The organism is Microbispora sp. H10830 (assembly GCF_014161375.1).
Lineage (GTDB): Bacteria > Actinomycetota > Actinomycetes > Streptosporangiales > Streptosporangiaceae > Microbispora > Microbispora catharanthi.
In genome coordinates, this window is the sequence record NZ_JABBWX010000002.1 from 397,422 (window position 1) to 409,799 (window position 12,378).

Annotated in this window: 7 protein-coding genes; 3 read left to right on the forward strand and 4 right to left on the reverse strand. The window is 73.5% G+C overall.

Annotated features, from left to right (window positions below; genetic code table 11):
* The first annotated feature begins 180 nt into the window (after positions 1-180).
* The gene (locus HHX35_RS06665; protein WP_182898003.1) at positions 181-3,876 is read left to right on the forward strand and encodes a sigma factor; all 3,696 of its coding nucleotides are present in this window, start codon (positions 181-183) and stop codon (positions 3,874-3,876) included.
* Between the two features lie 271 nt (positions 3,877-4,147).
* On the forward strand, positions 4,148-5,740 hold the full coding sequence (locus tag HHX35_RS06670; protein WP_182898004.1) for an NYN domain-containing protein: 1,593 nt from the start codon (positions 4,148-4,150) through the stop codon (positions 5,738-5,740).
* 170 nt (positions 5,741-5,910) lie between these two features.
* Here HHX35_RS06670 and HHX35_RS06675 read toward each other — a convergent pair whose 3' ends face one another.
* From HHX35_RS06675 to HHX35_RS06685, 3 genes are all read right to left on the reverse strand, one after another.
* A complete protein-coding gene (locus HHX35_RS06675; RefSeq protein WP_182898005.1) occupies positions 5,911-7,221 on the reverse strand; it encodes an FAD-binding oxidoreductase in 1,311 nt (436 codons plus the stop codon).
* Positions 7,222-7,284: 63 nt separating this feature from the next.
* Positions 7,285-7,713: a DUF4267 domain-containing protein gene (locus tag HHX35_RS06680; RefSeq protein ID WP_182898006.1), complete on the reverse strand. Its 429-nt coding sequence runs from the start codon at positions 7,711-7,713 to the stop codon at positions 7,285-7,287.
* 35 nt (positions 7,714-7,748) lie between these two features.
* Positions 7,749-8,387 (reverse strand): hemerythrin domain-containing protein, encoded by a 639-nt coding sequence (locus HHX35_RS06685; RefSeq protein ID WP_182898007.1) that lies wholly within the window; start codon positions 8,385-8,387, stop codon positions 7,749-7,751.
* 101 nt (positions 8,388-8,488) lie between these two features.
* On the opposite strand from HHX35_RS06685, the gene HHX35_RS06690 reads away from it, so the two are divergent.
* Positions 8,489-11,713 (forward strand): BTAD domain-containing putative transcriptional regulator, encoded by a 3,225-nt coding sequence (locus tag HHX35_RS06690; protein ID WP_182898008.1) that lies wholly within the window; start codon positions 8,489-8,491, stop codon positions 11,711-11,713.
* Between the two features lie 36 nt (positions 11,714-11,749).
* On the opposite strand, the gene HHX35_RS06695 is transcribed toward HHX35_RS06690, so the two are convergent.
* A complete protein-coding gene (locus tag HHX35_RS06695) occupies positions 11,750-12,376 on the reverse strand; it encodes a two-component system response regulator (protein WP_139573846.1) in 627 nt (208 codons plus the stop codon).
* Between the last annotated feature and the right edge of the window lie 2 nt (positions 12,377-12,378).

The following is a 12,378-nucleotide window of genomic DNA, read 5'->3' on the forward strand; positions in this document are numbered from 1 at the left end:
GCGTACGGCCGGTCCCGCGGTGCGGGCCCTACGGGCCGGGTGGCCGGGTGTGGCGTGCGAAGACTACTGAGAGTAAAGAGGCCTCAGCGGTTTAGCCAGGACATGGACTGCGGAATGTATCGCCGTGCAACTCATCGTAATCGCGAGGTCGCAATGCGTAGAGAAGTCCGGCATACCGACATGGAACTGCTTGAGGCCGTGCGGGGAGGCGACACCGCGGCCTTCGGGACGCTCTACCGGCGGCACTCGGCCGCCGCGCGGTCCCTGGCCCGGCAGGTCGTGCGGAGCGAGGGCGTGGTCGAGGACCTCCTCGTCGAGACCTTCGCGAGGGTGCTCGAGGTGGTGCGGCGGGGCGGGGGGCCCGCCTGCGCGTTCCGGCCCTACCTCCTCGCGTCGGTGCGCCGCTACGCCGCCGCCGGAGTGGTCGACCTGGCCGACGGCGACTCCCTCTACGTGGATCCCGAACTCACGGGGCTGGAGCGCTCGCCGCTCGCCCGGGCCTACCGCTCGCTGCCGGAACGCTGGCGCACGGTGCTGTGGCACATGGAGATCGAGGGCGGCAGGCCCGCCGACACGGGCCCGCTGCTCGGCCTGTCGGGCAGGGCCGCGGCCCTTCTCACCCGGAGGGCCCGTCAGGGCCTGCGGGAGGCATACCTGCGGCTGCACCTGGAGAACGGCCCACGTGCCGAGTGCCGGCCGATCCTGTCCATGATCCTTCGCTATGTCGAGAACGGCCTGCCCAAGCAGGAGGCCGGCGCGGTCGACGCTCACGTGGCCGAGTGCATCGACTGCCGGTCGGTCTTCCTCCAACTGGTCGATCTCACGCAGGAACTGCGGGCCGTCGTCGGCCAGCTCGTCGCCGGGCCGGCCGTGGACGACTACCTCGCCGACCTCGCCACCGCGGCCGCCACGGGCTCACGGCCGTACGGCGGCGGCATGACGAGCGGCACGAGCGGGCGCGGGCCGAACGGCCGGGTGGGTGGCCGGGTGGGTGGCAGGGTGGGCGCCCGGGCACGGGCGCGGCTGGAAGCCGTGCGCCATCACATGGGGGCGTGGACGAGCCGCCCGGACCGCCGCGTGAGGGGGGCCGTCCGGACCGCCCAGGGCGGGACCGGTCCGGCAAAGCGTGCGCGCGGACGGGCGGACGCGCTGCTGCGCGGGACGTACGGCCGGGCCCGCACGACGACGCGGCGCGCGTGCGCGAAGGTGGGTGCGGTGCCGGGGGCGATGTACGGCCGTGCGCGAGCGATGACCAGGCGTGTGTTGGCGAAGGTGGGCCCGAAGGTGGGTGCGGTGCCGCGGGTGGCGTTCGCCCGTGCGCGGGCGGCGCTGGCGCGGCTGTCCGCACTGGTGCGGAGCGTGCCGACGCCGCATCGCGCGGTGCTGGGAGGCATCGCCGTGGCCGCCCTCGCGACGGCCGCCTTCCTGCTCGTCGCCCAGCCGGCGGGCATGCTCTTCACCGGCAGCTCGGGAGGACAGGACGGGACGCGGGCTCTCGACCGCCCGCAGCCCGCCGACAGCGCCGCCTCGCGTTCGCGGGCCGCCACCGGCCACGCCGGGTCGGCGGGCGCCGCGTCCCCGTACGACCCGCAGAGGCCGAGCGCCCAGGAGTCCCGGACGGCCGTGAGCGCCCCGGCGGCGCCGGAGACCGCGGACGATCCGGCGGCCGTAAGCGGTACCGACGGGCCGAGCGCGGGCATCGCGCGCGGCATGCCCGAGATCACCGGAAAGGTCACGCCCGGTGCCGACCGGCAGCCTCCGCGGGAGGAGCCCACGGCAGGGGAAGCTACGGCGCGGGAAGCCACGGGCCAGGAGGCCACGGGATCTCTGCCCGGCCGTGGCAGGGCGGGCGAGGATCGCCCGGCCCCACGCCGAGACGACGGACGACCGGCGGCCTCCGGCGTCCAGGGCCCCACAGGCGGACAGCACGCGGGTGCCGGCCGCGAGACCGGGCGTCTCACGGGTCGCGGGCAGGACGGCGGGGGACAGGCGGGCAGGCGTGCGGTGAGCGAACCGGATACGACTACCGTCCTCGCCGGTCGGGACCAGGACTCTCGCGACGCGGACGCCTCACGCGCCTCGGCCCCGCAGCGGGAGCAAGTGCGAGGTCAGCTCTCCCGGCGCCCCTACCAGGACCATCGCGCCCAGACGCGCGTGCAGGGCAGCGCCCAGGGCAGCGCCCAGGCCCGCGCGCAGGGCAGTGCCCGAAGCAGTGCCCAGACGCGTGTGCAGGGCACTACCCAGGCCCGCGCCCAGGCCCGCGCGCAGGCCGGGGCGCGGCAGGCGCCGGAGCGGGCTCGTGAGCGGCGCGAGTCGCGGGCAGGCCGTCCGGCCACCCATCGCTCCCCACTCGTGCGGCCAGGAACCGCACATGGCCGCCCGCAGGCGGAGGAGCGCGGCCGTGAGGTCCGTGAGCATGCCCGATCGGACCGGAGCGACACCGGTGGAGCCCAGAAGGCCGCAGGCGGCGGGAGAAAGGCGAAAGAGGCGCTCGTCGCCGCCGTCGATCCGCTCGGCGCCCTGCTGCGCGGCCAGTCCGGACTCGTCGCCGTACGGCTGCGCAACGCGGGCGACGCGGCCACCGGCGAGGTCACCGCGACGGTGACCCTCCCGCCCGGCGTCCGCTACCTGGGTCAGGACGGGCGCGGCGGCCGGAGCCGCGCGGCGGGCGGCGGTACGCGACAGGGCCACGAGCCGAAGCCGGGCGGCGTGGGGCAGAACGGTGCCGTGCGGGACGACCGCGAGTCGGGCGACGGCGCCGGTCAGGGGCGTGCGGCGGGCGGGCGCGCGGAGCGCGCGCGTTCGGGAAGCGGCGCGGGCGACGGCTGGTCGTGTGAGGCGTCGGGCCACCTGGCGTCGGGCCAAGTGGTGCGGTGCGCCCGGGGACCGCTCGCGGCCGGTGAGGTGACGGCGATCTTCCTGAAGGTGGCCGTGGCGGCGGACGCGCCCACGGGCCGGGCCTTCACGGTACGGGTGCGGTCGGGGCGTCTGGAGACCACCGCGGAATCGACCGTGGGGGTCCGCGCATCGGGCGCGGCGGCGCGCTTCGCCGCGGACGGCCGCCTCCTCGCCCGGGTCGTCGGCAACGCGCTCGTGAGCTCCGCCGCGCCGGCCGCTCCCTGCGGAGCCGCCGTGGTCGGCCGGGATTCGGGCGTGAGCGTGCCGGTCGACCTCGACAGGGACCCCTCGACGCGTACGTCCAGCTGCGCCGATCTCGACCTGCCCGCCGGCAGCCAGGTGTTGTGGGCGGGCCTCTACTGGTCGGGCGGCGGCCGGGGAGCGGTTCCCGCGGAGGACATCCGGGTGCGCGCTCCGGGGATGCCGGGATACGCGCCCCTGCACGCCGCCGAGGTCGCCCGGCGGAATCTGCCCACCGGGTCCGGTTATCAGGCGTTCGCCGACGTGACCTCTCTCGTCCGCACGGCGGGTGGAGGCCGCTGGTGGGTCGCGGGCGCCCCGGCGCGTACGGGGACGGTCCGGCACGCGGCCTGGGGCCTGGTGGTGATGGCCGGGGACGCGCGGCAGCCGTACACGCGGGCCGTGGTCCTGGACGCCGCGGCGGTCATCGGGAGCGAGGAGAAGGCCCTGCGGCTCCCCCTCGACGGCCTCGCCCCGGGCGGCGCGCCCGCGCGGATCGACCTGATGGTGTGGAACGGCGAGGGGGTCAGGGCGGGGGTCGTCACCATGAATGATCGCGCTCGCGGGGACCGGGAGGACCGGAGCCGGGAGGGTGTCCTGGGCCAAGGAGACGACGGAGGCGTCGCGGTCGACACGCTCCACGCCCTCCTGGGACCTCATCCCGCACTCCAGCTCGCCACCCGGCGCGACCCCGTCTTCTTCGGCGTCGCGGTCGTGAGCGCGAGAACGTGGTCTTGACAGTTCCCCTCACTGCGGGGAGGGGAACCGACCGTCGCCGGCTCGGCTTCCCGCTTCATCGCCGGTTGCCCCTCGCCCGTTATCCATAACAAATTGGTGGGAGGCGATACCTGGACAAACTGGTACGGTCGGCGTGAACGCTTCCGATCCCAGGGTCGTGGGCGTCCCGATCCCCCCACCAGGCGGGCGAGGGCTGAATCGCCGGGAATCACCCTCGCGGGAAGACACGCTTGTCTACCCTGAGAGAGCCACGTAGGAAGGGCGGTGTCGCGTGGATCGCTGCGCGCTGTTCGTTGACGCCGGCTACTTGCTGGCAGACGGCGCGATGGCCGTCCATGGGACCCGCCATCGCGAGGCCGTCTCCTGGGACTATCCGGGCCTGCTGCAGCTCCTGACCAACCTGTCAAGAGAGCGCACGGGCCTGCCGCTCCTGCGCTGCTACTGGTACGAGGCGACCGTCGAGGGCCGCCGTACGCCGGAGCACGACGTGCTGGCGGACATCCCCGGGCTCAAGCTCCGCCTCGGCCGGATCAGGCCGGGCCGGCGGGAGGGCGTGGACGCCCAGGTCCACCGCGACCTCATGACCCTGGCGCGCAACAACGCGGTCTGCGACGCGGTCGTGGTCAGCGGCGACGAGGACCTCACTCAGGTGGTGAGCGACGCGCAGGACCTCGGCATCCGTGTGACCGTCATGCAGATCGCCGCCGACGGCGCCTGGTCGGCGGCGCGCACCCTGCGGCAGGAGTGCGACGACCTCGTCGAGATCGCGAGCGGCCATCTCCGGCCGTACGTCACGATGCTCACCGGGGTGGACCCTGGTCCCGGCCTCGGCAACGGCCAGTCCCACGGCAACGGCCTCGTCCCCCATGGGAACGGTTCGCTGTCGAACGGAACCCACCTCACCGGCTCCCATCAGAACGGGTCGCAGCCGAACGGGTCGCAGCAGAACAGCGGCCAGTCGCAGGGAAGCCACGCCGCCGGCCTTCACGGCGGGGCGACCCCGCTGACGGGATCGCACGGCACCCCCACGCAGAGCGCGTCGCACGACCCGGGTGCTTCCGGCGCGGCGTCGAACGTCACCCAACCGCACGCCACGGGAACGCCCGGCACGGGCACCCACAGCGGCGGATCACACGGCACGGGCATCCAGGGAATCGGCACCCAGGGAACCGGCACCCACGTGAACGGCACCCACGTGAACGGCACCCAGGGAAGCGGTGCACAGGGAAGCGGTGCCCAGGAAAGCGGCGCCCACGGCACTGGCGCGCACGGCACGGGGGCGCACAGCGGCGGGCGGTCCTCCGCCGCCCACGCGCGTCCGGCCCTTCCGGCGCAGCCGTCCCCGCCGGTCTACAACGGCTACTCGCCGGAGTCCCCGCAGCCGCCCGTACAGCCGTCTCAGCAGCAGCGCCAGGCTCAGCCGCCCGGGAGTGGGAGCACCCCGCTGCCGGCTCCGCCGGCGTCCACCCCGCCCCCGCCGCCCTCGGGAGTCCAGACGCCGCCGAGCAGCCCGGTGCAGAGCCAGTACGGCTCCGGCGCCGCCGGTTACTCGCCCTCCCAGTTGGGGCCGTACACGGGTCCGCAGCCCGCTCCGGTGCCGGTCCACACGGGAGGCACCACGACGCTCGCCGAGGCGGTGAAGGCGGCGCACAAGGAGGGCCACGACTTCGGCGAGTCGGTCGCCAGGGACGCCCCCGCGCTGTGGCTGGAGGCCGTGCTCGCCCGCAAGCCCCGGATGCCGTCCGATCTCGAGGCCCGCCTGCTGCAGGGGTCCTCGCTGCCGATCGACTTCCTGCTGCACGACGAGGTCCGGCACGCCCTGCGCCGCGGCTTCTGGGACGCCCTGGAGCGCGCCCGCCGCTGACCCGGCCGTCCTTCCGTGGTCCCACCCGGGTGAGCCGGGCCCTCACCCCTACGCGCCCAGCCGCGTCGCCGCCATCGCCGGACGCATCACCCGGAAGATTCTGGCCACGCGAGTGTGGTGCGGCCCCGCCGCCCCGGTGGGCGGAGGGGCCGTGACCTGCTGGGGCCGATCTATCCGAGCACGGGGTAGTTCGCGCGGAACACGTTGTGCGGGTCACGGGCCCGCTTGATCTCCCGCAGCCGAGCGAGCGTGTCGCCGGAAAAGGAGTTCGCCGCCGTGTCACCGGGGGACAGCAGGGTGTACGGCTTGCGGCCGCTGATGTGTGCCTTCAGGTCGGCCACGACCTCGGCCTGCTTGGCGCGCGTCGCATCGGCCGTGTGCGGCAGGCCGAGACCCAGCAGGCCGAGCAGGTACGGCTCAGCCACCGCGCCGCTCGCACCGGCGTCGCCGCCCGGCTCGGCGAGCGCCCCGCCCAAGTGCCTGATCTGCACGTTGATGAGTGGTTCGACCGGCTTGGCGAGCAGGAGCTCCACCGCGTCCGCGTCCAGGCCGGTGAGCAGCTCCCCACGAGCGATGGACGGGGCCGGATCGGTGGGCTCGGCGGTGATGTCACCCAGATCGGCAACCGGGACGACGCCGCGGCTGTCGGAGATCGCGCCCTCGATCTTGTCGATGCGCGCCAGCAGGTCCTCCCCCTGAGCCGCCTCACCCAGGTAGGCCAGATCCAGCGTCACCATCGGCGACGCGCCGGGGGGCTGGAGCCGGTTGATCCAGACACTGAGTTCACGCGGCGCCTCGGCGGTGATCTCCAGGAACGCGTCGTACACCTCCCTGGTCCGGTGCTTCGGCCAGATCACGCGCCCGCCGTACAGGACTGGCACGGGATACAGCTCGAGTTCGAGGGCGGTCACCACCGCGAAGTCCCCGCCACCGCCGCGCAGCGCCCAGAACAGCTCGGGATCGGACTCGGCGGTCACCCGGCCCGGCTCGCCATCGGCATCCACGATGTCGATGGCCCGCACGCTGTCGGAGGCGAAGCCGTACTTGCGGCTGAACCAACCGACCCCACCGCCCAGGGTGTAGCCGGTCACGCTCACCCCCGGCGCGCTGCCGGACAGGCCGGTCAGACCCAGCGGACCAGCCGCCGCCAGCACCTGCCCCCACTTCACGCCCGCGCCCACCCGGACCACGCGCTCCTGCGCGCGTACCTCCACCTCGTTCAGCAGGCCGGTACGCAGCAGGATCAAACCGTCCACATCACCCGAGGCGCCATGCCCGCTCGGCTGCGCGGTCAGCGTCATACCCGCCCGCCGCGCGTATCGCACGAGCGCCGCCACGTCGTCGGCATCCGCGGCCTCCGCCACGGCCGCCACCGGCTGCCTGACGGTCAGATTCCACGCAGTGGCCGCCTGTTCGAAGCCGTCGTCACCGGCCAGGAGCACGCGCCCCTTGAGGACACCGCGCAGATCGTTGATCTTCATTGTCATCTCCCTTTTCGAGTTCTCAGAAAAAAGCGAGGAACACCGTGCCGCGCTACGGGGACGTCAGGCGGGCTGCGCGGCGGGCGCTGGGGCGGCGGCCTCCTGGGTCTTGCGCGCATTGCCGGTCTCGCGGAGGATCAGCAGGCCGGTGACCGCGATCAGCGCCGAGGTCAGGCCGTGGATGCCGAACGCGGCGACCGTGGAGCCGTGGTGGGCCAGGACGTTGACCATGTCGCCGAACGGGGCGACGGCCACCATCAGCAGAACCCAGCCCAGGGCGCGGCGGTGGCCCGTCACCAGCAGGATGCCCATGGCCAGGCCCATCGCGATTTCGCGGCTGCCCTTCACGATGGGGAAGCCGCTGTCGCCGGAGGGCCAGTTCGGCAGGCCCGGGAAGGACGTCCCGAGGGGCAGGACGAAGGACAACCCGAGGTAGAGGGTGAACAGGACGACGGCGGCGGCCAGGACGGTGTTGAGCTTCTTCAGCGACATGGTTGTTCTCCTTCGACGTTCGGACCGGGCAGGGTTCAGCCGCGTACACGGCGGATGTGGCGGGCGTAGCGGGGGCGGCCGATGACGTGCCAGATGACGCGGACCGGGGTGGCGAGGCCGCTGAGGACGATGGCGCGCTCGGCCGGGTTCGCCTCTTCCAGGACGGCGCCGAAGAGCGTGAGCAGGGTGAGCTTGGGAGTGTTGTTCACCAGGTGGTCGCCCAGGGAGGCCCACTCCTGTTCGGTGATGTGCTTGGCCGCGAGCGGGAGGAGGGTGGCCTCCTCGTCGTCGAGGTGCTCCAGCAAGACCGCGCGGTGCTCGGAAAGGGCGGCCACGAGAGTGTCGCGTTCGTCGGCGCCCGCGGCGGCCTCCCAGGCGGGGACCGCGGCGTCCAGCCTGGTCAGGGTGGCCGCGATGCGGTCGTGCTGGACCTGCATGCGCAAGACGATGTCGGCCTCCAGATCCACCCGGGAAAGCAGCGGCGGCCACAGCAGCTCGTCCTCGCCCTCGTGATGGTTGTGCAGGCCCAGCCGATAGACGCGGAAGTGGTCGGCGATCACCTTGGCGCGAGCGGTGTCACCCGGGGTGACGGCCGCGACGAGCTCCATCAGCAGCCGTGACTCACGGCGGAGCACGCGGTGGACGATCTCCATGTCCCGGGTGTTGACGCTCATCTGTTCCTGCCCTCGGTCGGTTGCGATGTGTTCAGGCTGCTCACGGGTATTTGGAGGGGGCTTGGAGCCGATTTGGAACGTCCACATACGATGTGCAGATCATGGTCTTCATCCGGGTGCTTGGCGCGTTCGCGGCCGAGGTGAACGGTGAGGCCGTCCACCTCGGCGGGCCGCGGCAGCGGGGTGTGCTGGCGTTGCTGGTGGCGGCGCGTGGGCAGGTCGTGCCGGTCGATCGGATGATCGAGGATCTGTGGCGCGGGGAGCCGCCCGCGCGGGCGCTGATGTCCTTGCAGGCGTATGTGTCCAACCTGCGCCGGCTGCTGGAGCCCGGGCGCCCGCCGCGCACGCAGGCCCGGCTGCTGGTGAGCGCGGCGCCCGGCTACGCGCTGCGGCTGCCGCCGGAGTCGGTGGACGCGTGGCGGTTCGAGGACCTGCTCGACCAGGCCCGGGCGGTCACCGATCCGCGTGCCGTCCGGTCTCGGCTCGCCGAGGCGTTGGGGCTGTGGCAGGGACCGGCGTTCGCCGAGGTCGCCGACGAGCCGTGGGCCGCCGCCGATACGGCCCGGCTGAACGAGCTGCGCCTGGTCGCCACCGAGCTGCACGTCGCGGCGGGTCTGCGAATCGGCGACGCCGCCGCGGTGGTTCCCGAGGCCGAGCGGCTCACCCGCGATGAGCCGCTGCGCGAGGAGGGCTGGCGGCTGCACGCCCTGGCACTGTGGAGCAGTGGCCGCCAAGCCGACGCGCTGGCGACGCTCCGCCGCGCCCGCGGCATCTTCGCCGAGGAGCTCGGGCTCGACCCCGGCCCGGACCTGACGGCGTTGGAGGAGGCGATCCTCACCCAGCGCACGGACGTCCTGCGCGAGACCGTGCCCCCGCCCCCGCCCCCGCCACCGCCGGCCGCACCGCTGCCGCGGCCGGCTCCGATCACCGAGGCGCCGTTCGTCGGGCGCGAGGCGGAACTGTCGGCACTGGTCACGGCCGCCACCGAGGCCGCCACCGACGGCGCCCGCATCGCCCTTGTCACCGGCGAGGCCGGGCTCGGCAAGTCGACGCTGCTGGAAAACCTGGGCAGGCGGCTTGAACGTGACGGATGGCTGGTCGCCGTCGGCCACTGCCCCGAGGTCGACAGCGCGCCGCCCGCGTGGGCCTGGACCGAGGCGCTGAGAGCCGTCGCCGCGGCCACGTCCCCGGGCGAGTTCGCCGACGACCTCGCGCCGCTGCTCACCGACACCGAGCCGATGAACGCCGACGCCACCGCGGGACGGTTCCGCCTGCGCCAGGCCGTGTGGAAATGGCTCGCGGCGGTCGCCGCGGAGCGCCCGGTCGCCGTCGTGCTGGACGACCTGCACTGGGCGGACGCCGCCACGCTGGAGCTGCTCGGCGGCGGCCTCGGCATACGGGGCCCGATTCTGGTCGTCGCCGCGTACCGCGCGGACGAGAGCGGGCACCTCACCGAGACGCTGGCCTCCCTCGCGCGCGCCACGCCCCTCCGCCTGGCGCTGCCGGGGCTGGACGACGAGGCAGTCGCGGAGCTCGTGCGGACCGAATGCGAGGCCGACGAGGAGACCATCGCAGGGATCGCCGAGCGCACCGGCGGCAATCCGTTCTATGTGCGCGAAAGCGCCCGGCTGCTGAATGGCGAAGGCGCGCTGGTCGCCCTCTCCGAGGTCCCCGAAGGCGTACGGGACGTCCTTCGCCGCCGGCTCGCGCGCCTGCCCGAGGGAGGCGTGTCCATCCTCCGGCTGGCCGCGGTCGCAGGCCGGGAAAGCTCGGTGGACGTCCTCGTGAAAGCCGCCGACACCGATGAGGACGGCGTGCTGGACGCGCTGGACGCGGGCGTCATCGCCGGGCTGCTGAACGAGCCCGCCCCCGGACGCGTCGGCTTCGTCCACGCCCTCGTCAGGGACACGCTCATCGCCGACCTCAGCCGCCTCCGCGCAGCCCGCATGCACGCCCGGATCGCCGATGCCCTGGAAGGCACCGGCGACATCACGGCGCTGGCCCACCACTACGCACGCGCCGGCTCACCTAAGGCCGTCGGCTACTGCGTCCAGGCCGCCGAGCTCGCCGAGGCCCGCTACGCCCACGACGTGGCGGCCTGCCTCCTCACCGACGCCGTCACCAACTCGACCGGACCGGACGAACGCGTCGAATTGCTCGGCAGGCTGCTGCGCGCGCAGATCCGGGCGGGAGCCGTCGCGGCCGCCCGCGAGACACGCCGTGAAGCCGTGGAGTACGCGGAGTCCCTGGGCCGTGACGACCTGATGATCGCCGCATTCACCGCGTGGACCGAGCCGACCCCCTGGCAGGCCCGTACGTACGGCACAGTGGACCGGCCCATCGTCGAGCGCCTGAGCCGCCTGCTGAAGCGCGAACTGACCCCTTCGGTACGGTCCCGGCTCCTGACGGCGTACGCGAACGAACTGGTCGGCGAGGACGACCCGACCGTTCTGGAGGCAGCGCAGGAGGCACTCGACCTCGCCACCGAACCCCGGCTGCGGGCCGCCGCGCTGGGGATCCTGGCCGAAGTCCACGGCGACGCCGAGCTCTGCCGGGAGCTCGTGGAGATCGGCACCGAGCACGACCTGCCGGTCTACCGCGTCACCGGGCTGCTCAACCATGCCGCCGTGGCCGCCGCCGCCAACGACCCGGTGACCATGCACCAGATGATCATCGAGGCCCTGGAACTCGCCCGCACCTACCGAATGCCCGAGGCGATCGCCGTCGCCGAGATCACGCTGGCGACCCTGGCGCTCGTCGAAGGCCGATTCGCCGACGCCGAACTCCTCTACGCCAAGGCCGACGAGGGCATGCGGCGCGCCGGATCGGTGCACGCCACGGGCTTTCTCCAACTCGCCCTGGCCACGATCTGGCTGAACGACGGCACGCTCGGTGCGCACCTGGACGACGTTCGCGCCCTCCACGCCACGCTCGGCCCCATGACCTCCGACCTGCTCGCGCTCGCCCTCCACGCCAACGGCCTGGACGCCGAAGCCCGCGAGGTCCGCGCGTCACCCAGCCCGATCCGCTCCGACTTCTTCTTCACCTTCCTCGCGACGTTGCGCGCGATGGCCATCGTCGCCTTGAACGACCGCGACGCCGCCGAGGAGATCTACGCGGCACTGCTTCCGCACCGCGACGGCCCCCCGGCGGGCGCCGCGAGCCTGGCGGTGGCGCTGCGCCCGGTCGCCCACACCCTCGGCGAGCTGGCCCTCCTCCTGGGCCGCACCGAGGCCGCCGCTCACTTCACCCAGGCCGCCGTCATCGCCGACCAGTGGAACGCACCCCACTGGGCCGCCGAGGCCCGGTTGCGAACGACCACCTAGGTGGCGGCGGGCCGCCGTTCATCTACATCGTCACTGTCAGCCGAGAGCGTCGAAGCCGGCCCGGAGGTGGGCGACCCGCTCGCTCAGCTCGGCGACGGCGCCGTTCAGGGGCGCGTCACCGGACTTGTCCGCCAGCTCCCGCACCCGCCGTAGCTCGTCCTCGACGGCGGTGACGCGGCCGGACAGTTCGGCCAGTACGGAGGTGTGGTCGCCGCCGCCCGGCAGCTCGTTCGACAGGCGTTCGCGCAGCAGCGCCGCCTGCTCGGTGAGCCGCCGGTTCATCGTGTAGAGCTCCACGAACACGGCGACCTTGGCGCGCAGCACCCAGGGGTCGAACGGTTTGGTGAGGTAGTCCACGGCCCCGGCGGCGTAGCCGCGGAAGGCGTAGTCGGGGGCGCTGTCGACCACGGTCAGGAAGATGATCGGGATGTTTCTGGTGCGCTCTCTCCGTTTGATGTGCGCGGCGGTCTCGAAGCCGTCCATGCCCGGCATGCGCACGTCGAGCAGGATCAGAGCGAAGTCGGTCGACAGGAGGGCCTTCAGCGCCTCCTCTCCGGACCGGGCCCGTATGGGCACGACGTCCAGCGAGCTGAGGATCGCCTCCAGGGCGATCAGGTTCTCCTCGCGGTCGTCGACCAGCAGGACCCTGGCGCGGTCAGGCATCG